The 23336-nt window shown below is 47.3% G+C and carries 22 protein-coding genes; 13 read left to right on the top strand and 9 right to left on the bottom strand.

Features of this window, described 5'->3' with window-relative positions; all coding sequences use genetic code 11:
- The first annotated feature begins 29 nt into the window (after nt 1-29).
- Nucleotides 30-392 (top strand): protein YacL, encoded by a 363-nt coding sequence (yacL, locus tag ACMYSL_RS23900; RefSeq protein WP_110272529.1) that lies wholly within the window; start codon nt 30-32, stop codon nt 390-392.
- A gap of 32 nt (nt 393-424) precedes the next feature.
- Here yacL and ACMYSL_RS23895 read toward each other — a convergent pair whose 3' ends face one another.
- Both ACMYSL_RS23895 and ACMYSL_RS23890 read right to left on the bottom strand, forming a co-directional pair.
- The gene (locus ACMYSL_RS23895) at nt 425-2476 is read right to left on the bottom strand and encodes a glycoside hydrolase family 36 protein (protein WP_434660112.1); all 2052 of its coding nucleotides are present in this window, start codon (nt 2474-2476) and stop codon (nt 425-427) included.
- An 18-nt stretch (nt 2477-2494) separates the two neighbouring features.
- A complete protein-coding gene (locus tag ACMYSL_RS23890; RefSeq protein WP_434660111.1) occupies nt 2495-3898 on the bottom strand; it encodes a sugar porter family MFS transporter in 1404 nt (467 codons plus the stop codon).
- Between the two features lie 360 nt (nt 3899-4258).
- On the opposite strand from ACMYSL_RS23890, the gene ACMYSL_RS23885 reads away from it, so the two are divergent.
- Nucleotides 4259-5254 carry a LacI family DNA-binding transcriptional regulator gene (locus ACMYSL_RS23885; RefSeq protein WP_434660110.1) on the top strand — a complete coding sequence of 332 codons (996 nt, stop codon included), beginning with the start codon at nt 4259-4261 and terminating at the stop codon, nt 5252-5254.
- Between the two features lie 30 nt (nt 5255-5284).
- Here the strand turns inward: ACMYSL_RS23885 and speD are convergent, their stop codons facing one another.
- From speD to ACMYSL_RS23860, 5 genes are all read right to left on the bottom strand, one after another.
- Complete coding sequence (gene speD / locus ACMYSL_RS23880) at nt 5285-6079, bottom strand: adenosylmethionine decarboxylase (protein ID WP_181483551.1); 795 nt, start codon at nt 6077-6079, stop codon at nt 5285-5287.
- Nucleotides 6080-6093: 14 nt separating this feature from the next.
- Complete coding sequence (speE, locus tag ACMYSL_RS23875) at nt 6094-6957, bottom strand: polyamine aminopropyltransferase (protein ID WP_434660109.1); 864 nt, start codon at nt 6955-6957, stop codon at nt 6094-6096.
- 167 nt (nt 6958-7124) lie between these two features.
- Nucleotides 7125-9026 (bottom strand): FKBP-type peptidyl-prolyl cis-trans isomerase N-terminal domain-containing protein, encoded by a 1902-nt coding sequence (locus tag ACMYSL_RS23870; RefSeq protein WP_434660108.1) that lies wholly within the window; start codon nt 9024-9026, stop codon nt 7125-7127.
- The gene (locus tag ACMYSL_RS23865; RefSeq protein WP_434660107.1) at nt 9023-9439 is read right to left on the bottom strand and encodes a permease; all 417 of its coding nucleotides are present in this window, start codon (nt 9437-9439) and stop codon (nt 9023-9025) included. Before ACMYSL_RS23865 ends, ACMYSL_RS23870 begins: the two co-directional genes overlap by 4 nt.
- Before the next feature lie 248 nt (nt 9440-9687).
- A complete protein-coding gene (locus ACMYSL_RS23860) occupies nt 9688-10035 on the bottom strand; it encodes a YacC family pilotin-like protein (RefSeq protein WP_004872121.1) in 348 nt (115 codons plus the stop codon).
- Nucleotides 10036-10181: 146 nt separating this feature from the next.
- Here ACMYSL_RS23860 and cueO point away from each other — a divergent pair, with 146 nt between their 5' ends.
- Both cueO and ACMYSL_RS23850 read left to right on the top strand, forming a co-directional pair.
- Nucleotides 10182-11783: a multicopper oxidase CueO gene (cueO, locus tag ACMYSL_RS23855; protein ID WP_434660106.1), complete on the top strand. Its 1602-nt coding sequence runs from the start codon at nt 10182-10184 to the stop codon at nt 11781-11783.
- A 124-nt stretch (nt 11784-11907) separates the two neighbouring features.
- Entirely contained in the window at nt 11908-12138 is a 231-nt protein-coding gene (locus ACMYSL_RS23850) for a hypothetical protein (protein ID WP_434660105.1), read from the top strand.
- 968 nt (nt 12139-13106) lie between these two features.
- Here the strand turns inward: ACMYSL_RS23850 and ACMYSL_RS23845 are convergent.
- The gene (locus tag ACMYSL_RS23845; protein WP_434664243.1) at nt 13107-13301 is read right to left on the bottom strand and encodes a YlcI/YnfO family protein; all 195 of its coding nucleotides are present in this window, start codon (nt 13299-13301) and stop codon (nt 13107-13109) included.
- A 202-nt stretch (nt 13302-13503) separates the two neighbouring features.
- Between ACMYSL_RS23845 and ACMYSL_RS23840 the strand changes: the two genes are divergently transcribed.
- The 8 genes from ACMYSL_RS23840 to ACMYSL_RS23805 all read left to right on the top strand — a co-directional run bounded on the left by ACMYSL_RS23840 (nt 13504) and on the right by ACMYSL_RS23805 (nt 20647).
- Nucleotides 13504-13689: a host cell division inhibitor Icd-like protein gene (locus ACMYSL_RS23840; protein WP_215811149.1), complete on the top strand. Its 186-nt coding sequence runs from the start codon at nt 13504-13506 to the stop codon at nt 13687-13689.
- Nucleotides 13686-13982: a hypothetical protein gene (locus ACMYSL_RS23835; RefSeq protein ID WP_434660104.1), complete on the top strand. Its 297-nt coding sequence runs from the start codon at nt 13686-13688 to the stop codon at nt 13980-13982. The genes ACMYSL_RS23840 and ACMYSL_RS23835 overlap by 4 nt, the downstream gene beginning before the upstream one ends.
- A gap of 237 nt (nt 13983-14219) precedes the next feature.
- On the top strand, nt 14220-15125 hold the full coding sequence (locus ACMYSL_RS23830; RefSeq protein ID WP_434660103.1) for a Mu-like prophage major head subunit gpT family protein: 906 nt from the start codon (nt 14220-14222) through the stop codon (nt 15123-15125).
- Between the two features lie 119 nt (nt 15126-15244).
- A complete protein-coding gene (locus tag ACMYSL_RS23825) occupies nt 15245-15586 on the top strand; it encodes a hypothetical protein (protein WP_434660102.1) in 342 nt (113 codons plus the stop codon).
- A gap of 489 nt (nt 15587-16075) precedes the next feature.
- Nucleotides 16076-18232 (top strand): phage tail tape measure protein, encoded by a 2157-nt coding sequence (locus ACMYSL_RS23820; RefSeq protein ID WP_434660101.1) that lies wholly within the window; start codon nt 16076-16078, stop codon nt 18230-18232.
- Between the two features lie 12 nt (nt 18233-18244).
- Nucleotides 18245-18946, top strand: coding sequence for a hypothetical protein (locus tag ACMYSL_RS23815; protein WP_434660100.1), 702 nt, complete (start codon nt 18245-18247; stop codon nt 18944-18946).
- 53 nt (nt 18947-18999) lie between these two features.
- On the top strand, nt 19000-19365 hold the full coding sequence (locus ACMYSL_RS23810; RefSeq protein WP_434660099.1) for a hypothetical protein: 366 nt from the start codon (nt 19000-19002) through the stop codon (nt 19363-19365).
- 79 nt (nt 19366-19444) lie between these two features.
- Nucleotides 19445-20647 carry an IS256 family transposase gene (locus tag ACMYSL_RS23805; RefSeq protein ID WP_434659316.1) on the top strand — a complete coding sequence of 401 codons (1203 nt, stop codon included), beginning with the start codon at nt 19445-19447 and terminating at the stop codon, nt 20645-20647.
- A 95-nt stretch (nt 20648-20742) separates the two neighbouring features.
- Here the strand turns inward: ACMYSL_RS23805 and ACMYSL_RS23800 are convergent, their stop codons facing one another.
- Nucleotides 20743-23133: a glucose/quinate/shikimate family membrane-bound PQQ-dependent dehydrogenase gene (locus ACMYSL_RS23800; protein ID WP_434660098.1), complete on the bottom strand. Its 2391-nt coding sequence runs from the start codon at nt 23131-23133 to the stop codon at nt 20743-20745.
- A gap of 79 nt (nt 23134-23212) precedes the next feature.
- Between ACMYSL_RS23800 and ACMYSL_RS23795 the strand changes: the two genes are divergently transcribed.
- Nucleotides 23213-23317, top strand: a complete 105-nt coding sequence (locus ACMYSL_RS23795) for a hypothetical protein (RefSeq protein ID WP_182240641.1) — start codon at nt 23213-23215, stop codon at nt 23315-23317.
- Nucleotides 23318-23336: the final 19 nt, after the last annotated feature.

The raw sequence follows: 23336 nt of genomic DNA, 5'->3' as shown, positions 1-23336 counted from the left end.
GACGCATTGCCCTTGCAGAGGAAAAGACTATGGATTACGAATTTCTGCGCGATATTACCGGAGTGGTAAAGGTGCGAATGTCGATGGACCATGAAGTGATAGGCCACTGGTTCAATGAAGAGGTTAAAGATAACCTCGCCCTGCTGGATGAAGTGGAGCAGGCCGCGCGCACCGTCAAAGGCAGTGAACGATCCTGGCAACGTACTGGTCATGAATACACATTATGGCTGGATGGTGAAGAAGTGATGATCCGCGCTAATCAGCTGGATTTTTCTGGCGATGAGATGGAGGAGGGGATGAGCTATTATGACGAAGAAAGCCTCTCTCTGTGCGGCGTTGAGGATTTTTTACAGGTCGTTGCCGCATACCGTGAGTTCATGCAGCAGCGTTGATGACCGCCTCCCAATCGGGAGGCGGTTTTCGTTTAGTGGGTGAAGGTAAGATGAAACAGCCTGGCGGTCAGTTTCTCCGGTAGTGAAATCATCAATTCATGTTTGTTGAATTCAGGCAGACAGAGCGCTTTGGCAAAGCGCGGGTAAACGCAGCTGGCTTGTGAGACGTCATCAAGCGGCAGCGTGATTGAGCCCTGTTCACTTTCCATTCGCCAGACCGCCAGCCAGGCTTCATTTTCGTTACGCAGGCCGAATGCCAGCCATGGTGAAGCGAAAGAGGGCATTCCTAGCGGCCAAAAAGGCTCCAGGTGGGGGATTTGCTGGCGAAACGATTTATACAGTGCGATTCCTTCCTGAACCAATGTGAAACGCTCTTCGCTCAGTTCCGCCAGATGCCCGCTTTGATGAACCCGCAGCAGCATGCTGTTAACCATGTTCATCACCACTTCTTCACGGTCGCCTTCACGTAAGGGATAAGACCAAATGGCGGCCTGTTCAGGCGTGACCGCCGAGGCTGCCGCGGCGGCGATAGATGCCATTAAGCGGTAATCAGTCTGATCGGTTACGGATTGAATGCTGTGCTGCTGCAAAAGCGCGTAATCCATGCGCAATCCGCCGCTGCCGCAGTTTTCAATCACCAGTTGCGGGTAGCGAGCCATGGTGTTTTTCAGCCAGCTAAGATAAGCCCTATTGTGCTGTAGCAATCCGTCGCCGGGGCTATCGGCGGCGTAGTCGGTCCCGCTGCCCGCATTGATGTTGTAATCCATTTTGATATAGCTGATGCCATACTCCTCGACCAGGCGGAAAATAACCCGGTCGGCATGCTCCAGCACTAAAGGGTGGCGAAAATCCAGCTGATAGCGCTGGTGATCAATGACCCGTTTGCCGTGGCGCAGGAAAAAACACTCATCAGGTAAGGATTGCGCCAGCGGACAGGCAATTCCCATCACTTCCAGTTCCAGCCACAACCCTGATTTCATGCCTTTGGCGGTAATATAATCGAGCGGTTCGCGGATCCCTCCAGGGAAGCGCATTGGTGCGGGGAGCCATTCGCCGACACCATCCCACCATTCACCGTCAGAGTACCAGCCGCAGTCGATACAAAAGTATTCACATCCCGCCTTCGCGGCGGCATCAATCAACGGCAGCAGTTTCGCGGTAGTCGGATCGCCGGACAGACAGTTCATGTAGTCATTGAATATCACCGGGAGCCGCTGGTTATCCGCCGACGGGCGCACTATTTTTCGCCGATAACGAGTGATTTCCTGTAGCGCTTCTTGTAATCCCCCCCGGACCAGCGCAACGGCGATCGGCACGGAAGTGAAGGTTTCCCCCGGTGCAAGATTTTTCCACCAGTGGCTTTCATTCTCGGTTGGTCCGCTGACCTGCAAATAGAGTCGATCGCGGAAATCGCCAATTTCCCACTGCCATGAGCCGCTATGTTCAATCTGCCACAGTAGCGTGGTGCCTGCTGAGGTATCCTCAAAAGCGGCGCAGGGTAAATAACCGATGCTGGACCAGGTGCCGGTGTTTTCTATCGAGAGACGATCGAGTGAAAAATGGTTTACCTTATCCAACCCGAGTTCCGGGAGCGTGCGGCTCTTCCATTGAACTTCGCCATACCAGTTATTGTGCGGTAAGTGCAGAAGCGTGGTTTTTTCCCACGGCTTGCTGTCAATGGCAAACAGCGTTAAGGAGCTGACATATTCCAGGCCGATGTGTTCCGGGGAGTCATTGCGTACATCGCTCCAGACTCGCACCGAGTGCGTGTCGCGAAAATGCTGAAGATGCCAGCAGACGCCGATCGCTTCACCGCTAAGGCTGATTTCAAGCTTCTTGCCCAGCTTATTATCGCTAAAACGATGGGACTGGTAGCGTAACGATGAACCCGGCTCGCTACCGGTATGCTTCCGGGCATGGTGATCGTTTTGGTTGTAGCCGCTGGCATGTACCTGTACCAGCGGAAACTCTCCGTGCGCTGCAGAATCCGAGGTTGTTGAAAACCGGCTAATATAAATTTGCTGTTTTTCATTAAGTGAAAAAGAAATATACAAATTATCTTCAGTAAATTCTATAAAACTCATGTCCGATACTCCCTTTTATCATCGGCCAATGTTGCGTAATTTTTTTCCTGCCATTAGATTCTGTTCGATTTTTTCTAGTGAAATGTTTTTTGTTTCAGGAACAAAGAAATAAATAATGATAATGGCTGTAAGGTTTAATAAAGCATATAAGTAGAACGTATGAGCGCTACCTAATGTATTGAGTAGCGACAGGAAGGTCGCACTGACAATCATCCCGGCGATATGGCAGGTAAACGTGGAACAGGTAATACCAAATTCACGCCCTTTTAATGGCTGAATTTCGGAGCACAATAACCAGATTAACGGGCCTGCTGACATAGAAAAACCGACGATAAACAGCAGTAACATGGTGACGGTAACGCCTTTCTCCAGAGTTGATAATGCGTCACCGCCCAGTAGTGAACCAACCACGCTCATCGCAATACCCATGGTGATAAAACCGATATACAGCATAGGTTTACGTCCCCAACGGTCGACGAAGCCGACGGCGATAAAGGTAGCGATAGTCATCACCAGGCCAACGATTACCGTTCCCCACATTTGGTCTGCCGTGGAGCTAAAGCCAATTTCGTGGAAGATGCGTGGCGCGTAGTACATCATCACATTGACGCCGGAAAACTGTTGCATGATTTGCAGGACGACCCCTAATCCGACGCTACGGCGAAAGTGTTTATTTTCTTTAAATAAATGCCAGCCGTGTTGTTTAACTTTAAGCTGTTCTTTAATTTCCTGCAGCTCGCTTTCAACCTCTTCGCGGCTGTTGCGCAGGCGCAGCAATACGGCTCTGGCATCCTCTTCTCTGCCATGCATCATCAGCCAGCGTGGGCTGCGAGGCAGGAACAAAGCGCCAAAAAGGAAAATCAGTGATGGGATAGCCACAACCAACAGCATTCCACGCCAGTTGCCGCTATAGCTAAACGCGGTATTGGTCAGAAAGACGATTAAAATTCCGAGAGCAATCATTAACTGATAAGCGGAAATCATCGCGCCGCGGATATTTTTTGGCGTAATTTCAGAGAGATACAGAGGCGTTGCGTAAGATGCGACCCCGAGTCCTACGCCGAGAATCAGGCGCCCGGCGATTAACATATCCGCGCTGACGGCACAGGTGCAAATAATGGCACCGATACAGAATGAGCCAGCGGCAATTAACAGGGCATATTTACGTCCTAAGCGATAAGCTAGAAAACCGCTGCATAGGGTCGCTGCTGCTGCACCGACCATCATTGAACTGACGATCCATTCTTGTTGGTTATCAAGCAGATGATATTCTTTGGCGATAAGCGGGAGCGCGCCGGAGATGACGCCGATATCCAGGCCGAATAACAAACCGGCGAGGGCTGCCAGCAGACAAATCCAGATCACCTGCGGCCGTGTTTTATTGACGGATGCCGCAACAGGAAGCGGGCTATCTAATTGCATAGGGATTACCTTTGTTAGTTTTGTTTATACCCGTCATACTTCAAGCCGCATCTTTGTTGGCTGCCTGCGCTTACCCCGGTCACGTACTATTTGTACGTTCCCAGGGATGCGCTTAGTTGCCGCCGTGATGCAACTCGAATTATTTAGGCTATAGAGATATCTAATAAAAATACTTAATCGATTTCGTATTATTTTATGCTAGATCTGAAAAATATCGATGGCAATGGTTTTGTCTGCGTAAATGTGATCTCGGCAACATTATGATGTCGTGTTAAAACGCTTTTTTATTGTCATCGGAAAATTAATGGTTTAGATTGGCAAGAATATCCTTGTCTGAAGCAATTTAGTCCATAAAGAAAAATGAATATTAAAGAACTGGCTGAGTTTCTGAATCTTTCGACAGCGACGGTCTCGAAAGCGTTGAATAACAAAAGCGATATCAGTAGCCATACGCGTAAAAAGGTCCTTGAGGCAGCGGAAAAACTGGGGTATCGGCCAAATGCTTCCGCTCGCTATCTGCGTAGCGGTAAAGTTGGTGTCGTGGCGTTGCTGCTGCCTGCCGCCGATGGTGGAAATATTCATACCGCATCCTTCTTTATGCGTATTGCCAGAGGGTTACAATCCAGTCTTAAAGAGAGCGGTATTGACCCTGTTATCCACATCACCACGGATCGGCAGGGCGAGCACCTGCTGTTGCAAAAAATCATTGAGCAAAACCGTGCTGATGCGGTCATCCTGACGGATACGCGTATTGATGATGAGCGTATTTTGCTGCTGAACGATCTGCGGTTTCCTTTCGTCACGATGGGACAAAGTCGGGCGCTGAACGGTCATTTTAATTGGGTTGATTTTCATCATGAAGAAATGGGGCGTCAGTGCGTCCGCTATGCATTGCGCCAGGGAGCAAAGCGTATTGCTATTGCGACGCTAGGCGCTGACAGCATGCACGGGCAGCAGTTTCTTGATGGGTGCTTACAGGAGTTACATCTGCAGGGTCAACAACCTGACGATGGGCTGATCTTTTTTGGCGCGGTGACCGAGCAGTCTGGTGAAGAGGCTGCCAGACAGTTTATGCATCAGGCTGAAAAGCCGGATTTTATTATCTTCATCAACGATTTTCTTCTGATGGGGGCCAGTCATTATCTGGCGGCATTGCCTGATTGTGGGCTGACGGATAAATCAATGCTTTGCGCTGCGGCGAGCAGTGATTTCTCGGGCAAGCTGTCATCGACAACCTGCATGTTTACCGTCGATCATGAAGAGATCGGCCGTCAGCTTGGCGAGGCGGTGCTGCGAGTGACTGAGGGAAACAACGAAGCAAGGGCGGTTTTATTAGACCTGCAGGTTAATATTTGATAAGCGGAGCTTCCCTGCTCCATCAGAGATTTATACCGTCGGAATATTTCTGGCGTAGTAAATTTCGCGCATCTCTTTCCAAAGCTGGTCGGTAATGACCTTGCGCTCTTCTTCTGTTAAATCTTCCGGTTTAGTGTGGAACATATAGTGTTTAAGGTCGAATTCCTTAAGCAACATCTTGGTGTGGAAGATATTTTCCTGATAAACGTTCACGTCCACCATGTCATACAGGGACTTAATATCGTCAGACATGAAGTTCTGAATGGAGTTGATTTCATGATCGATGAAATGCTTCATGCCGTTCACATCGCGGGTAAAACCACGAACCCGATAATCGATGGTGACGATGTCTGATTCAAGCTGATGAATCAGATAATTCAGGGCCTTTAGCGGCGAGATGACCCCACAGGTGGAGACTTCAATATCGGCACGGAAGGTACACAATCCACCTTCAGGGTGGCTTTCCGGGTAGGTATGAACGCAAATATGGCTTTTATCGAGGTGCGCGACAACGGTTTCCGGCAGCGGACCCGGGTGTTCGGTTTGATCGATAAGCTGCGGATCAATCGGCTCTTCGCTGACCAGTATCGTTACGCTTGCGCCCTGAGGCTCATAATCCTGACGCGCAATGTTAAGAATATTTGCGCCGATAATGGAACAGGTCTCTGACAAAATTTCAGTCAGACGGTTGGCATTATAGAGTTCGTCGATATAGGCGATGTAACCATCACGCTCCTCTGCCGTTTTCGCGTAGCAGATATCATAAATGCAAAAACTCAGGCTCTTGGTCAGGTTGTTAAAGCCGTGCAGCTTCAATTTTTTCAATTTAGATCACCCCCTTACTTAACGGTGGACAGCGCATCCTGTAGATATTGCGGTAAAGCAAATGCCGCCGCATGAATTGCCGGATTGTAATAACGGCACTTCAGATTCAATTTATGAAAGCGCGCCTGGATGATTTCACTGGAGAGGTGGCGCAGGGCTTCGTTATCCGTGGCCCATGCGAAGGTCATAATGCCGCCGTAATAGGTTGGAATCGCCGCCTGGTAGAAGCTCACATCGCTAAAGTAATGGCTCAGCTTGCGGTGGCTACCGATAGCTTCATCTTGCTGTAAGAAGCAGACGCCGTTCTGAGCAACGAAGATCCCACCAGGGTTCAGGCAACGCTTACAGCCTTCATAAAATGCGGAGGTGAATAAGCTCTCACCAGGACCAATAGGATCGGTGCAATCGGAGATAATAACGTCAAACGTTTGCGTCGTCTGATTAACAAAATTGACGCCATCATCAATAACCAGTGTAAAACGCGGGTCGTCATATGTGCCTGCGTTGTGGTTAGGGAGATATTGACGACAGAATGAAACGACTCCAGCATCGATTTCCACCATAGTGATGGTTTTGATATTGCGATGACGGGAGACCTCTCGCAGCATAGCGCCGTCGCCGCCGCCAATAATCAGCACATGTTCCGCCTGGCCGTGGGCCATCAGAGGAACATGGGTCATCATTTCATGATAGATAAATTCATCGCGCTCGGTGGTTTGCACCACGCCATCCAGTGCCATCACGCGGCCAAAGGCGGCGTTTTCGAAAATGATCAAATCCTGATGATCGGTTTTTTCATGATACAGCACGTTATCAACGCTGAAATACTGACCAAAATGGTCGTGCAACGTTTCATGCCACAGATTGTTATCGGCCACAGGCAGATCCTCCTTTGTTAACATCTGTTACACCCATAAAAAATGAGCGCAACATCATAGCCAACTATACATGAGGATGCACGATGGATGTTTCAGCAGATGAAGTATGACGTATGTTGCCATTCAGAAAGTGGGGGAAACGCCTCCTCTAACAGGAGGCGTCGGGATCAGGGTTTTTTAGCCTGGGGTTCCGCCGCAGTAGCATCAACGATTCTGACCGAATAAATCATAGTCGCTCCCGGTGGGATTTTGGGTGGCCTGCCTTCACTACCGTAAGCCAGGTCTGGAGGGATCACTACCGTAATCGAACCATGATTACCCAAGCGCTTTATTGGCCCGAGGAATATGGGGGGATAGGATTTTAGCGTCTGGGACCAGACTTTGCCTTCCGCTTCCATATCGTTAATGACGGTTCCGTCTATGAGTGTTTCCTTGATAGTTACGGTGACGGTATCGCTGTCGAGAATCCTGCCTTCGCCAGCATAATCAATCCGACTGTAGACGCCATCTTTGAATACAACCCCTTTTTGTTTAGCGAACTTCTGCTGATATTTTTTTCCGTCGCTAATGGTTTGTTGTTCGATCTTGTTCAGATTTTGAAAGACTTTTTTAGAAGCATCGAACAAAGCTTTATTGCGAGTTTTCTCATCAATGGCAATTTTTCCTGAAAATGAATCCAGAATGCCTTGTAGTACGGTGTTTTTGTCGATTTTGATGCCTTGGGTATTTCGGGTGGACAAAACCTTGAGCGCTTCATCACCCATTGATACACCGATAGAGTAAGCCTGCTGCTGGGGCTCTTTAGCAAGATCGATAGTCGTAGATTTCTTATCCGGTTTATTCTCAGCATCAGCCAGCCTGCTCTTTAGCTGGTTAATTTCATCTAAGCTGGTTTGCAGTAGGGCTTTATCTTTTTCAGCCTGAAGGCGAGAAGAGTCCTCGTCACGAATTGACTGCTGTTTGCTGATGGTCAATGAATCCAGTTTTGCCGTGAGCGCCTGTTTTTCTGTTGTCGCCGCCGCTAGTTTGCCAGCCAAATCTTGTTTTTCTGCTGTACTGGCGGTGAGTTGAGTTGTCATCTCTTTCTGAGTAGTTTCAGCGGTGTCCAGCTTAGTTTTCAGCACCTGCTGTGCTGCATCTGTTACTGCGAGTTTTGTCGTTAGAGCTTGTCTGGCTGTTTCAGCGGCGGCCAGTTTCGCTTTCAGCGCTTGCTGCGCTGCGTCCGCAGCCGCGAGTTTCGTTGTCAAAGCCTGCTGGGATGTCTCTGCTGCAGCCAGTTTTGTTGCGAACGCTTGTTTATCCGGGGCTGAGCTCGCTAATTTCTCTGCAAGTACTTGTCTTTCTTTTGTCTCAGCGGTGAGCTTTGTCATGAGCGCTTGTGTCTCTGATATAGCCGTCGCGAATTTTTTTGCCGTATTTTGCTTTTCTGTTTCTGCAACAGTAAGTTTCTTTACCAGCGTCTGTTTTTCAGTGGTAACTTCAGCCAGCAGAACCTCGAGCTTTTGTTTTGCTGATTCTGCTGAAGTCAGCCTTTGCTCTTGCAGCAGGATTTTATTTTCTGCAGCATCAAGTTTTGATGTGCTCTTTTTTTCTTCAGCGACAACAGAGCGTTCTTTATCTATTAGTTTTTGTTTTTCTGTTACAGCAACTGTTAATTCTGCCTGAAGCTGATTAATTTTATTTGTCAGCTCTTCTTGATTGCCTGGTACAGCGCTAATCGTTGCTGGTTTAGCATCAAGTTGCTGCCGGAGTTGGCGGATAGTTTTATCTTTTTGAGCAATTATTGCAGCCTGACGGGAAGCTTCATTGGTTTTCTGGATGTTTTTTTTATTCGTTGTTTTCGTATTATTGTTTTTGTCCTCAGTGACTTTAACAGACTCATTATTTTTCTGAGACTGCTGTTCTTTAGCATAGTTCAAAAAAGCAGGACCTGAATCGTCACTATTTGAACTGGCCGTGACGTTTATCAGTGCGTCTTTCTCTGCATATGCATCAGGTGATGATAGCGCCAGCACAAGCACTGCTGCCAACGGTATCGCTTTGAAACGCCAAGCCATTATCCTGTTCATGGTTGAACATTTTCGCCGCGTTTAACAAGGCTATCGATCAGTTCTTTTTCAATGTCAGCGCACAGCTTGATTGATTTGAACTGATACATCGAATCGATCCCCTGCTTTGTGGGTTCTGCAACTTTACTACGTACAGAGTTATATTGAGACGCGGCGCTAATGAGGGCCGTAAAATCATTACTGAGTTTCGCAGCCTGCTTTGGATTTACTTCTTTCAACGATTCCAGTGCCTGGCGGCAGGCATCAATACGCTGTTGTTCCTCAGCGATTCTTTGTTGTTCCGTTTGTTGCTGACTTGATGTCGCTTCTGGTAATGGTTTCATTAATCTGGATTGTCGAGATTGAGTTGAATTACACCCAACCAATAAAATGACGGCCAGAGGCGCTATGCGTGTAAATAAGGATATGTTCAAGGTTTCATTCCATTGATTGATAAAAATGTCGTTATCGAGCGATAATAGTGCGCAAAAAAAGAGAATGCAATAATAGAGTCGTTGTTTTTTTAATGGGCTTTTAATATTCGATTTATTAATTAGCTAAACATTTAATGAATTAATTGAATTGAGATGTGAATTAGTGATGGTTGTTAAATGAATAACTATTATGGCAAAACATCATAGCCGTATTCGAACGGCTATTTATTTTTAGACAGACGAAGGGGTTATTTCACGTACGCAAGCAGGCTAAGTGAGTCACGCGCCAGTGCTTTGCATTTTTTGGTCGTTGGGATTTTGATTCCGCTGAGATCGCGATAGCTATCTTCGCCCAGCGCTTTCATATTGAAGCTATCGTAATTGCTTAAATCCCACTGATTCTGCTGAGCAAAGAAGACCAGCGCGCGGCGGATTTGAGTATTTGGTAAATTTTGATAACCACAGTCATTTTTCAGAAAGACAAATACTGCTGTTAAATCAGCCATATCTTCCGCTTCGGACTCGCTTAATGCATAGCTATTGGCGGATAGAGTAAGCAGGCTGCCAAGCACTATTGTTCTGAAAAGCGTCTTCATTTTCTCTACCATTGAATCACGGACAAACAACGTTAGCATACTTCTTTACACTACGCCGAGCTTTATTCTTACTCTTCTGCTTGACCTTCCCGTTGGTGGAAGGTTTAAGCTCAAATATTCGCCAGCAGAATAAAAAGGATGTGAAAATGCAACGTCGTGAATTTCTCAAATTAACCGCTGCGGTCAGCGCGGCCAGTGCCTTGCCGCTATGGAGTCGCTCGGTTTTTGCCGCCAGTCGTCCGGTATTGCCCATACCGGAGCTGCTGACTGCCGACGCACGTAATCGCATCACCTTAACTATCCAGGCAGGCAAAACACAATTCGGTTCCCACCTGGCTACCACCTGGGGCTATAACGGCAATTTGTTGGGGCCCGCGCTACAGCTTAAGCAGGGAGAAACGACAACTGTTGATATCCATAACCGCCTTGCGGAGGAGACTACCGTACACTGGCATGGTCTGGAAGTTTCCGGCGAGGTCGATGGAGGTCCGCAGGGAGTGATTGCGCCTGGTGGTTCGCGTACGGTGAGTTTTACTCCCACACAGCGAGCGGCAACCTGCTGGTTCCACCCTCACCAACATGGGAAAACGGGTCGTCAGGTTGCGATGGGACTGGCTGGATTGGTACTGATTTCCGATAAGGAGAGCGAAAAACTGCTGCTGCCAAAGCAGTGGGGAATCGATGATGTACCGGTGATTGTGCAGGATAAGAAATTTACCCCAGCAGGAGAGATTGATTATCAACTCGATATCATGAGTGCAGCCGTTGGCTGGTTTGGCGATACGCTGTTGACTAATGGATCGCTTTACCCCGAGCATGCTGCGCCTCGCGGATGGTTGCGTTTGCGCCTGCTTAACGGCTGCAATGCCCGCTCTTTGAATTTCTCAACCAGTGATAATCGGCCCATGTACGTAGTAGCCAGTGATGGTGGCTTGCTGGCTGAACCTGTGAAACTTAATGAGCTACCGGTGTTAATGGGGGAGCGTTTTGAAGTCCTGGTGGATACGACGGACGGTAAACCTTTTGATCTGATAACGCTGCCGGTGAATCAGATGGGAATGGCGATTACCCCGTTCGATAAGCTGCAGCCGGTATTGCGTATTCAACCGCTGACTATTCAGGCCTCCGGCAAACTGCCTGATGTTCTGGCCGCGATGCCAGCGCTACCCTCTCTGCAAGGGCTAACTCAACGTACGCTGCAGCTCTCTATGGATCCGATGCTTGATATGATGGGCATGCAGGCGCTGATGCAAAAATATGGCGACCAGGCGATGTCCGGAATGGACCATGGGATGATGAATCATGGTGCGATGGGAAATATGAATAATATGAACCACGGTGACATGAGTCAGATGAATCATGGCGGTATGGCGCAAATGAAGCATAGCGATAAAGGCTTTGATTTCCATAATGCTAACCGGATTAACGGAAAAGCATTTGATATGAATGTTCCCATGTTTACTGCGACAAAAGGGCAATATGAGCGGTGGGTTATTTCCGGTAAAGGTGACATGATGCTCCACCCGTTCCATATACACGGTACTCAGTTCCGTATTTTGTTGGAAAACGGCAAAGCACCAGCAGCGCATCGTAGCGGCTGGAAAGATACTGTACGAGTTGAGGGCGATGTCAGTGAAGTGTTGGTGAAATTTGACCATGATGCACCGAAAGAGCATGCCTATATGGCGCACTGTCATCTGCTGGAGCATGAAGATACGGGAATGATGTTGGCTTTTACCACCGTGTGATGTGATACCCCAGCCTGCTCGTCCGTGGGGGGAGCAGGTGCTTTTCCTAAATACCTTTCTGTTTGTATTGTTTAAAAAAAACGAGAATATACTGGCGTGGTTATTTAACAATCACGAGGTTGAAATGGATATTTTCCGCAAAGTCATTGCCGCATCGCTGGCACTATTTGTTACGCTTTCCGCGCATGCCGGAATGACGATGGATCGCAAGGATGTACCTGAATTAAAACTGAGTATCGAAGTTCCACAGGGGTTGACCCCGATGTCTGAAGAGATGGCGAAGATAAAATATCCTTCAGAAAATCGTCCTCAGGTGATTTATTGTGGGGAGGTAATTAATTCTGCACAACAATGACGGACGAAAAAATTAACGGGAAGCCTTGCGCGGTGCGGCATGGCGGGGAATTAATAGGTTTTGCACTGATTCAAAAAAAATGCGAAAAAATGATAATTTTTGATTTAATTTTGCATTAAAACGAGATGGGATTGATCGTTTTTAAAAGGATTTTAAACATTTCCGAGAACAAGGAAATAAATTGATCAAAATCATAAAGTTACATATTTAAAAGGAAGGTGGGCGCTTTTCATGTGATTCTTATCGCTGCTAAATATGCAGGCCTTTTCCTGACGAAATAAAAGGAACATTAATTCCGATAGTCCCTTTCGGATCCTTTCCTCTAACCTCATGAAAATGATCTTGTTTTTTCGGTTATAAGCCAATGATGGATACAGAAAATAGGAACTAATATGGGGGAACATTGGCTAAATAACCCGCAACGTAAACTACGTTAAGGGTTGCATTCGAGTTATAAAGAGGAACTGGGATGAAAGAGGATTTGCATTCAACTCCATCCGACACCCTATAACACCATGTAAAATCTGATGTTTTCATATTCATCATCAGTGATGCATCCAAGTTAAGGATGGATGAACTGACCGTTCATCTTTATGTGATTCGCTTTCAGGTTGCAATGCCCGTATCCGAACATTTAACACGTTTGATTCTACTTTTTCATGTTCAGATTAAGTATATGCTTTTAAAAGGAAACAACTCACAATCAATCTACTCACCAACAAAACCACCCGAAAAAGAGCCTTATGAGATTGATTTCAGGTTCGTCTGTGCCAACACCATCCGCTGCCAGTTAATTTCATATCAGTGATTCGTAGTTTTGATGCCCTTCTCACATTGAAACAGACATCGAAAGGATGAAGTGTGTTTTGATGATATGGCATAACAAGCGTATAAAACTACCATCATCCGTAAAGCCTTTGGCGGCATTACTACTTTACAGGCGAGTAATGCCGTCAGGGGGATTTTAATTAATCCTTCAATACCCGCCGTCTTTTTTCTTTTCTTAGTTTCTGTTCACAGGCATCTAAAACCCATGCGGAAAAGTTGGCGCTAGGATTTTCTATTTTTTCCTGCTCAAGGAAAGTTTCTATCTCCTCAATAATTTCGTGAGGGAACCTGATATTTTTCTTTGCTGATTTATTATTAATGTTGCCGCTAGACATCATTTTTACCTGATAACCAATCACTTGTATGTGCGCACAGAGTACACTAAAAAAAGTAGTCTGTTAAGCCTTGACCTGTGCGCACACAAAGGGGTAATCTGTGCGCACAGTAGTATTGATTGACCCCAACAATAGCGAAGCCCGCTGGTGCTACCAACACCAACGGGCTTCTAACCAAAAACCGTTACATGGGATAACAGTTATGGCTACAAACAAGCATACCGAAATTCAGCCGCAATTTACATGGCGCTTTATGGCCTTGAATGCGGATAGTGGAAAAATGATTCACATCATCGCCACTACAGAGCGTGATGCTCGCCAGATGGTGCCTCGTGGCATGGTGGCAATCTTTATGGCCCGCCTTCCTGTGATGGAGGTGGCGTTATGATTAATTCCTCAATTCAGAGTCTTCTCCAGCAGGCGATCAGTTCCGGCGATGAGGCGCATGATTTGCGCCTGGTTAAATCTGATGCTGACCTTATCAAGGGGGCGCTGCTGGGTGGTATCTCCTTTCTGGGGCGGGAACTGGACGAAAGCGCCGCCCAGTCAAAAGTGGGCAGAGGTTATGGCCCGGCAGACCTGGCCGATCTCGGCAGATTCCTGAACAGTTCTGTTGAGCTAATAAAAATGATGGATGCCGTGATTGATGGGTGTAACGATACGACAGTCGGTAATAACTGACACTGTTCAGTTACCAGAACCGAAGTGGATGTGAAATTATGAGGTTGTTGAGCAGCAATCCTTGTTGTGTGTTAGTAAAGTAGTACGGGTGTTCAAAGGCTGTCGGGCTTATGTCTGACAGCCTTTTTTTATTTCTGTATTGGTGCTGACACTCTTCAGTATGTTTATTAAAAGTGCAACATGACATTCTTCAGTTTCTTCAACATCCAATCACATCACTAACACGAGGAATTAAAAATGATTATCAACAAACAGAATCTTAGCACTATTTATATCGGAGTTAAGGCTGCATTTAATAAGCGATTAGGTGAAGCGACCCCTCTTTATCCACAAATTTCCACTAAAATTCCTTCTTCAACGAAATCTAATGTTTATCCGTTCCTGGGTTCATTCCCAAGTTTAAAAGAATGGGTGGGCGAACGAACTGTTAAAGGTATCTCTGCTCATAGTTTTTCAATTGATAACCGTAAGTTTGAATCAACGATCAGCATTTCGCGTGAGGATGTAGAAGACGACAATATCGGAATGCTGGCTACCATGGTTTCCGACATGGCTGATGCGGCAGCTAATCATCCTGATGAATTAGTATTTGAGTTGATCAAAAAAGGGTTCCATGAAAAATGTTATGATGGAAAACCTTTCTTTTCTCCTGATCATGTGGTTACCGCAGGTACGGAAGATACTGTTGTTTCCAATGTGCAACTCCCTGCTGATGAGGCCAATGAAAAACCTTTATGGATTTTGCTGGACACTACCCGTCCTATCAATCCATTTATCTGGCAGGAGCGCATTCCTTATGAACTTCAGCAACTGACAGATGAAGATAAGGAAATTTCGTTCATGACGGATGAATTCTTTTACGGCATTCGTGCTCGCGGAAATATGGGTTATGGATTCTGGCAAATGGCTTTCGCCAGCAAGCAGGACTTAACTACGGAAAACTTTAACGACCTGTATGACCGTATGTGTTCGCAGAAAAATGATTCAGGACGACCGTTACGTATTAAACCTTCAATTCTGCTGGTCGGTATGAAAAATCGTGAGCAGGCCTTTAATATCGCGAAGGCACAGACTCTCGATAACATGAAGCCTAACCCGAACTATGGCCTTGTTGAGGTGATTGTCACGCCGTTCCTTGACTGATATCGCGTTATGCACGGCCGGGCGTAAATGCTCGTTATATATTTCTCGCCCGGAACACATTTGATAATAAAAGCAGCGTGGTATCACGATGAACGCGCTGCGCCATGTGGATAAATAAAATGGAAAAGCACTCACTGTTATACGGCATTAAAGTTGGTGATAAAGTTCATTTCGATTTTCAGGTACGTATGCCTGTGGTCAGGGACACTATCGAAGCGCTGAGCCGCACGTATGAAAAGTACGGCACTACTGAGGGCGCTGTAGCGGCGACCTATTACCGCATCGCAGTCGTTGCACAGGTTATTACTGCACTCGGCGATTTACCTGAAGATGAAATCACCGTTGATCTGCTGCTGAACGAACTCAATGAAGATGACTTCGATTTCATTGATGCGCAGATCGAAGCCATTAAAAAAAAGCGGCTGCTCTCGAACGCCAGTTCTCAGGCTACCGAATCCTAGTACTTGCACTTGGGCGGTATGGTATCAGCGAACAACAAATTGGCCGCATGAGTCGCGCCGAACTCGACGGTTATACAGATGCCCTTGCCCGGTTACATGGTCACAAGACCGGGCAAACCGCCTCCCGCAGCGCCAGTACCGTTAAATCCTTACGCAGGAATAAAGGCGGAAAAAAAAGATAAACCGTGGGGCACATTCTACATCTGTTACGCGACAAATTATTTGCCCGCGAAATTGCCCCATAAACTCAAAAACAGTATGCGCGGGATATCTTCCTCTATGCCACCCATGAAGGCTTCAGACTCTCGCTATGTGGGGTACGTCATTTTCTCCGTTTGAATTAAATCTGGCGCGATTTAAAAGGGGTTTAAAAATGGTTACAGAGCCAGTTACGCACATCAAAGTGACTTCAGGCGCATTCCGCCATTTCCTGATATTCAACACCTGCCCCTTCATGCGCCAGATGAAGGTTCGTAATGGAGCTATTTCATGTCTAAAAATTTAGCACTCACGTTAAGCCTGATCGCCAAGGACGCTGGTTCGAAAGTTCTTCGCGACGCAATGCAGCAGACCAGCAGGCAAGCCAAACAGCTTGAAAAAGAGCAGCAACGATCAAGTGAATCCGGAATCCGAGCATCAAAAGCACTGGCTGATGAATACCGACGTTCTTCGGAGGCCCGCTCTGTTCTTGGCATTCGTTCAGAGCGCCAGATCCAAAGGGAAATCCAGCAGACCACGGCAGCATATAACCGGCTAACACGTACCGGCCTTATGTCTGCAAGTGAGCAGGCTCGAGCCTTTGATGCAATGAGGCAAAAGGTAGCCGGACTGCGAGGGGAGCTAACCAGTACCTCAGAAACGATGTCACGCATGAGTAAAGCCAGGGTTCTTGGGGGTAATGTTGCCGCTATTGCCGGGGGGATTACTGCTGCCGGTGCGGTTATTGCTCAGCCAGTCCGAGAGCAAATGAATTACAGTCAGCGTCTGGCAAGCATTACGAATACAGCCTACAACCAGTTACCCGCAGAGGAGAGAATTGCGGCCAAGGGGCAATTAAGTAATGCGATCAAAGGGGCAGTCAGGAAAGGTGGTGGGACGGCCGACACTGCTGCCAATGCACTCGGCGTATTAATGTCGAAAGGTGGCGTGGATGATAAAACAGCTATGTCTGTGCTGGGTGATGTTATGTATACCTCCACGGCTACCGGTTCTAATCCAGAAGAAATTGCACAACTCGCCGTTACCGCTTTGAATAACTTTAAAATTAAAAAAGAAGAGCTCCCCTTATTCTTTGATAAACTTACTCGCTCAGGTGAACTTGGTGGTTTCGAACTATCCAATATGGCAAAAGAACTCCCCACAATAATGACGAACTATTCTAAATTGGGTATGGGTGGAATCGAAGCGCTTGATTTACTTCTTGCGAACCTTCAGGCTAACTCTGAAACGTCAGGAAATAACGATACCGCTGCTAATAATTACAGTCAGCTTTTACTTAAAATTACCAGCGCGGATACTATTAACAATATGAAGAACAGAAAATTCAGAGTGTCTGGTGGTAAACCAATGTCATATTCTGAGTTTCTTGTTTCTCAAAGGGCGAAGGGTTACAACACTTATGAGTCATTTAATAATGCTATCGATGCGATAATTTCAGATGACAAGGGGTACAAAAAGCTCACGGCTGATATAGGACGCAATAAAGGGACAAGTAAAGAAAAAGACCTGCTGGCGGCAAGAGATGTACTTGTTTCTACCATTATCGCGTCGATTATCCCTGACTCTCAAGCTCAAATGGCACTGACTACAGCTTTTTTAAAGAAAGACTACATTAAGGAACAAGTAGCGGGAACGCGTAAAGCTAATGGCGCTGTTAATTCATCTTTTCAGGTTGTAGCAAGTGAACCTCTTTTTAAATTTAACCAACTGGCTAATGAGAGATTTTTCGCAGATGGTGATGTATTCGGCAAGTTTAATAAAATACTTGGCGATACTGCCATTACAATCGCTGATTACGCTAAGGAATATCCAGAGCTGACAGTTGCTATAAACGGAGCAACGCAGGGAATAAAAGCCATGACCGCAGCAGCATATGTTTTTGCGGGTCTCAGACTTCTACAGGGCGGCTTTGGTTCAGACTCCGTTCCCGGAGGTACTGCACGAACAGGGGGTAAACTTGCTGGTGCATTATCAATAACCACACCAGCGATTGCCATTACAGCCGGTTCTGTAGCATTGGGCATGATGCAGGATAAGCTGAGAGAAGATTTTGATAAGAAAACAATGCCTGAAAAAGTTAAATCCATTCAGGATGGTACCTCAGGTTATAGCTTTGTTGATGTTGCCTGGGCGGTATTAAAAAGCAAGTTTGGCCAGGATAAACGCTCGTCAGCAATTGACATCCCCCGCCTACCCGATGGAGGCGTTGACATAGCCCCTCAGCTCGATCATGATGGCGTCAATTTCGGCGTACCTGCTTATTTGCAGCGCAATAATAAGAGCAGCTACTCTGGCGGTGCGTCATCCGAAAACAAACAACCACTCATTATCAAAAATCAAATCATTCTTGACGAGAAAGTCCTTGCTGAGGCTGTAAATAACGTCAATGGTGAACAGGCTAACAGGGGCCCGAGAGGGCTGTACTAAAAGGTGATTGCTATGACCGGCGTATCCAATGAAAAAAACGATGTCTTTTTGAATAGAATTTCTGATATTACAACTAAAATGAGTGCGTCTGTTGATACCTTACTTCAATTGACTGATGGGAAAGTAAAATATTTCAGCGAAGATAATGAAAAAATTATCCGTGATGTAATTGATGATATCACCCGAGCGACATCCCTCATCTTAACTGACGCTATCAATGCAGCCTCTCCTGAAGAACTGGAGAAGATGCAAACCCACGAACCAGAAAAAATTTATGATAATGAGCTAATGAGTAAGCTACCTGATGTCGCCGTGGAAATTGTTTCGCAGATTGGGATCAATTCCGCCATGAAATTATTTAAAGCTTTTGGCGGAACAACCTTTCCAATAGGGAAAGGATTACGCTCTTTTGGTGCTACACGCGCCAGATTATTGCAATCGATTCTTAATGATGAAGAAATTAAAAAGCTGTCATTTTATTTTTCCGGTACGCCGGTTTACATTCCTCGTTGTGATAATGTTTTGCGGGAGATTAGAAACCGCGAATTTCTAAACGAGCTTACAATCATGCGCCAGAATGGAACCTCTACACTAATAGCGATGACGCTTCTTTGTCCTAAGTATGGGTTTAGTGACCGTACTGGATGGAGATTGCTTAAAGATGAAGGGGATGCACAAGCATCCCGAAAATTCGATAACAGCACAGGCGATTAATTTTGCATTATGCAAAATACGATAAAATCCCCGCCCCGCTTGTGCAAAATTAAATGCGTATCTGTGCAAAAGAATTCACCTCGCTACATTATGGGGATGAAAAAGGCAAAGCCTCTTTGGGGATCACTGCCGGTCGTAACCCGCTACCAGCTGATAAGCTTGATGTTTTCAAAGATATGATGCTTAAGATGCTGGAAAGTTTAAAACCGCAGGCTGAGGCCGTTACCGTGGATGGTCATAAAGGCTGGCTACTCACTTTCCGCTCGCAGACACCGGATTCCGAAATTCTCAATATGATGTTAATCACATCCCAGGATGAAAAAGCGGTGCAGATGACGTTTAACATGACTACAGATTTGATCGAGCAGTATCAGGAAGCGGCAAAAGCCTCTTTGCTGTCCCTCAAGTTTGATAAATAACGTCAATTTCTGATGAAAAAACGGGAGTGTTAGAAATTCTGTGTCATTCCAGTAATATACAATCAAAAAGGAATGACACATGTCCCAGCCCTTCGATTTCGACAAAGCGCTTAAAGCACTCCAGTCCGGTCAGGCATTAACCGGCAAAGATGGGATCTTAACGCCTTTAATCAAACAGTTAACCGAAGCTGCTCTTTCTGCAGAGCTTGACTCCCATCTGGCTCAGGATGTTGAAGCCAACCGTAAAAACGGCACAGGCAAAAAGACCATTAAAGCCCCGACCGGCCCCTTCGAGCTGACGACTCCGCGTGATCGTAATGGCACTTTTGAGCCTCAGCTAGTGAAAAAGCATCAGACCACGCTGTCTGATGAGATAGAGCGTAAGATCATTCGCCTGTTCGCGCTGGGGATGAGCTACCAGGACATCAGCCGGGAGATTGAAGATCTTTATGCTTTCAGTGTTTCCAGCGCAACTATCAGCGCCGTCACCGATAAAATCATTCCTGAGCTAAAACAATGGCAGCAGCGCCCGCTGGAGAAGGTTTATCCCTTCGTCTGGCTGGACGCCATTCACTATAAAATCCGGGAGGATGGTCGTTATCAGAGCAAAGCGGTTTATACCGTGCTGGCGCTTAATCTGGAAGGCAAAAAAGAAGTTCTGGGTCTGTATCTGTCAGAAAGTGAGGGCGCGAACTTCTGGCTGTCGGTTTTAAGCGACCTGCAAAATCGTGGGGTTGAAGATATTCTGATTGCCTGCGTGGATGGATTGACCGGTTTTCCGGAAGCGATAAACAGTATTTATCCGCAGACGGAAGTTCAGCTATGTATTATTCATCAGATACGTAACTCGATTAAATATGTGGCGTCAAAACATCATAGAGCGTTCATGGCTGACCTGAAGCCAGTCTATCGCGCGGTATCGAAAGAAGCGGCAGAAACGGCGCTGGATGAGCTGGAAGCAAAATGGGGCCAGCAATATCCGGTGGTGCTCCAGTCGTGGCGGCGCAAGTGGGAAAACTTGTCAGCGTACTTCCGCTATCCGGCAAATATCCGCAAGGTCATTTACACCACGAATGCGATTGAATCGGTACATCGCCAGTTCAGAAAGCTGACCAAAACCAAAGGCGCTTTCCCGAATGAAAACAGCCTGTTGAAGCTGCTTTATCTGGGTCTGATGAATGCCCAGGAAAAATGGACAATGCCCATCCAAAGCTGGAATTTGACATTGTCGCAGTTAGCCATTTATTTTGATGGGCGACTGAATGAAGTGATGACGCTGTAGAATTTTTAACGTGACACAGAATTCTGAACGCTCTCGAAAAAACGCCCGCGAAGGGCGTTTTTTATGGCCTCTCCTAAACGAAGAGAGGTTATTTTTTACTTCGCGTCGTCAGGCAAAGCGTAAGCAACGATATAGTCCCCCATCTTCGTGCCAAACGAACCGTGACCGCCTGCGGAGATGACAACATACTGCTTGCCATTCACTTCATAGGTCATCGGCGTCGCCTGACCGCCTGCTGGCAAGCGTGCCTGCCATAGTTTCTCACCGTTGCTCATATTATATGCGCGCAGGTAGTTATCCGCAGTTGCACCAATAAACAGCACATTACCCGCTGTGGAAATTGGGCCGCCCAGCATCGGCATACCCATCGTGAACGGCAGCTTAATCGGCATCGGGAACGGCAGGCTATCCTGCGGTGTACCGATGCGTTTTTTCCATACCACTTCATTGGTCTTCAGATCCAGTGCGGAGATATAGCCCCAGGCAGGCTGTTTGCACGGCAGGCCAAACGGCGACAGGAACGGATTTAGCGTAACGCCGTAAGGGACGCCGTACTGCGGCTGAATACCGGCTTCGGTACCAGAACCTTTGGCGTCCTTCGGCTGCTCCATCGGATTACCGGGGCCGCGAGGGATCAGTTTTGATACAAACGGCAGCGCCATTGGGTTAGCAATTGCTACCTGACGATTTGGATCGACGGAGATGCCGCCCCATTCGAACATCCCTAAGTTACCCGGGAAGACTAGCGTACCTTGCTCTGATGGCGGTGTGAAAATACCTTCATAGCGCAATTTATGGAAAATAACGCGGCACACCAGTTGGTCGAACATGGTGGCGCCCCACATATCGGCACCGGTCAGATCTTTCTTCGGTCGGAAACTCAGGTCGGAGAACGGCTGAGTTTTCGAGACGTAATCACCTTTGGCAGCACCTTGTGGGACCGGTTTTTCTGGCGCCGGGACAACCAGTTCGCCAGTACGACGGTCGAGGACAAAAATGTTGCCGGTTTTCGCCGGGGCGTAGATAACCGGAACGGTTTTGCCGTTAACATCGATATCCGCCAGCGTCGGCTGTGACGGCATATCCATATCCCACAGATCGTGGTGAACGGTCTGATAGCTCCACGCCAGTTTCCCGGTTGTCGCATTCAGCGCCACGATGGAACTGGCATAGCGTTCCTGCTCTGGCGTACGGTTGCCGCCCCAGATATCTGGGGTGGTCACGCCCATGGGCAGATAGACCAGGTCCAGCTTCGCGTCGTAGGCAGCAGGCGCCCAGGAGTTTGGTGAATTGAGTGTAAAATGATGCTCATCATTCGGGATAGCATTCGGATCTTTCGCGCCCGGATCGAATGCCCACAGCAGTTTACCGGTATTGACATCAAAACCACGGATAACGCCAGAGGGTTCGCGGGTTGAGAAGTTATCGGTGACGGCTCCGGCGATAACGATCGTTGTATCGGTAATAATCGGCGGTGAAGTGGGTTCATACATGCCAGGAGTGGTGACAGGCATATTGGTTTGTAAGTTGAGAATGCCTTTGTTGGCAAAGGATTCACATAGCTTACCGTTGTCGGCGTTGATAGCGAGCAGGCGACCATCGTTGACCGGTAGAATGATACGGCGCGGGCAATCTGCAACCACATCCGCCGGTGCGTTATCCGCTCGGGCTTCGTGATAAGAAACACCGCGGCAGGTCACGTGCTGGAAGGACGGATCCGAGTTAAGCTGCGGATCGAAGTGCCATTTCTCTTTACCCGTCGCAGCATCAAGCGCAAACAAACGCTGGTGGGCAGTACACAGATAGAGCGTGTCGCCAACTTTAATTGGCGTCACTTCATTGGTGATTTCACCCGGATCGTTAGGTTGCTTGAGATCGCCAGTGCGGAAGACCCAGGCTTCTTTCAGATCCTTCACGTTGTCAGCATTAATCTGCTTCAGAGGTGAGTAGCGTTGGCCTTCCTGATTACGGCCATATGCTGGCCAGTCGCTGTCGGCAACGGTAGAAATTGGTGCGGCAGACATGGCATCGGCGCTCAGCGTGCCGTTGACTTCCTGCGGGTCGTTGAAACCAGCCCAAGTCAGAATACCACCACTGATAAGCAGAGCGACAACCAATCCGGCAACCGCACCACCAGATGGGATTGGCAGACGACGCCAGACAAAAGGCAAAATAAGCCAGATGCCGAAGAAGACCAGGATGTCGCTACGAGGCGTCAGCGCCCAGAAATCGAAACCAACTTCCCATACTCCCCAGATCATAGTGGCAAGCAGCAGTGCGGCATACAGCCAAAGCGCAGAACGCTTGCCGCGCAAGAGCATGACGGTGACGCCCAGCATCACCAGACCGGCGATAGGGTAGTACCATGAGCCGCCAATCGCGACCAGCCAGGCTCCGCCCACTAAAAGATACAAGCCACAGAACGCCGCAAAAAGAGCTGTCAGCGTCACGAGTAGCCGTGATTGTTGAGATTTTGTTTCTGCCATAGAAAGATACTCGTTTGTTTGTTAATTTTTTAAATGCAATTAATTATAGGATTTAACAAGTGTGATCGGAATCACAAAATTGGCTTTATTAATCCCTGCACCGCAGATTTCTTTTTGCTGGTATACTTTATGGCTTGCCGGTCAACGTCGGTGCTACCGCAGCGGCTTTGATGATTTACATTAAGAATCAAATGGTTAGTTTT

Origin of the sequence: Klebsiella sp. MISC125, from assembly GCF_051131775.1 — a bacterium.
Taxonomy (GTDB): domain Bacteria; phylum Pseudomonadota; class Gammaproteobacteria; order Enterobacterales; family Enterobacteriaceae; genus Klebsiella.
The sequence above is the reverse complement of the archived record's forward strand: the minus strand, read 5'-3'. Positions and strand labels throughout refer to the sequence as shown.

What these genes read in the sequence shown, in the direction of transcription:
- yacL (WP_110272529.1), top strand. Translation starts at nt 30, where the DNA reads ATGGATTACGAATTTCTGCGCGATATTACCGGAGTGGTAAAGGTGCGA.
- ACMYSL_RS23895 (WP_434660112.1), bottom strand. Translation starts at nt 2,476, where the DNA reads ATGAGTTTTATAGAATTTACTGAAGATAATTTGTATATTTCTTTTTCA.
- ACMYSL_RS23890 (WP_434660111.1), bottom strand. Translation starts at nt 3,898, where the DNA reads ATGCAATTAGATAGCCCGCTTCCTGTTGCGGCATCCGTCAATAAAACA.
- ACMYSL_RS23885 (WP_434660110.1), top strand. Translation starts at nt 4,259, where the DNA reads ATGAATATTAAAGAACTGGCTGAGTTTCTGAATCTTTCGACAGCGACG.
- ACMYSL_RS23870 (WP_434660108.1), bottom strand. Translation starts at nt 9,026, where the DNA reads ATGAACAGGATAATGGCTTGGCGTTTCAAAGCGATACCGTTGGCAGCA.
- ACMYSL_RS23860 (WP_004872121.1), bottom strand. Translation starts at nt 10,035, where the DNA reads ATGAAGACGCTTTTCAGAACAATAGTGCTTGGCAGCCTGCTTACTCTA.
- cueO (WP_434660106.1), top strand. Translation starts at nt 10,182, where the DNA reads ATGCAACGTCGTGAATTTCTCAAATTAACCGCTGCGGTCAGCGCGGCC.
- ACMYSL_RS23850 (WP_434660105.1), top strand. Translation starts at nt 11,908, where the DNA reads ATGGATATTTTCCGCAAAGTCATTGCCGCATCGCTGGCACTATTTGTT.
- ACMYSL_RS23845 (WP_434664243.1), bottom strand. Translation starts at nt 13,301, where the DNA reads ATGTCTAGCGGCAACATTAATAATAAATCAGCAAAGAAAAATATCAGG.
- ACMYSL_RS23840 (WP_215811149.1), top strand. Translation starts at nt 13,504, where the DNA reads ATGGCTACAAACAAGCATACCGAAATTCAGCCGCAATTTACATGGCGC.
- ACMYSL_RS23835 (WP_434660104.1), top strand. Translation starts at nt 13,686, where the DNA reads ATGATTAATTCCTCAATTCAGAGTCTTCTCCAGCAGGCGATCAGTTCC.
- ACMYSL_RS23830 (WP_434660103.1), top strand. Translation starts at nt 14,220, where the DNA reads ATGATTATCAACAAACAGAATCTTAGCACTATTTATATCGGAGTTAAG.
- ACMYSL_RS23825 (WP_434660102.1), top strand. Translation starts at nt 15,245, where the DNA reads ATGGAAAAGCACTCACTGTTATACGGCATTAAAGTTGGTGATAAAGTT.
- ACMYSL_RS23820 (WP_434660101.1), top strand. Translation starts at nt 16,076, where the DNA reads ATGTCTAAAAATTTAGCACTCACGTTAAGCCTGATCGCCAAGGACGCT.
- ACMYSL_RS23815 (WP_434660100.1), top strand. Translation starts at nt 18,245, where the DNA reads ATGACCGGCGTATCCAATGAAAAAAACGATGTCTTTTTGAATAGAATT.
- ACMYSL_RS23810 (WP_434660099.1), top strand. Translation starts at nt 19,000, where the DNA reads ATGCGTATCTGTGCAAAAGAATTCACCTCGCTACATTATGGGGATGAA.
- ACMYSL_RS23805 (WP_434659316.1), top strand. Translation starts at nt 19,445, where the DNA reads ATGTCCCAGCCCTTCGATTTCGACAAAGCGCTTAAAGCACTCCAGTCC.
- ACMYSL_RS23800 (WP_434660098.1), bottom strand. Translation starts at nt 23,133, where the DNA reads ATGGCAGAAACAAAATCTCAACAATCACGGCTACTCGTGACGCTGACA.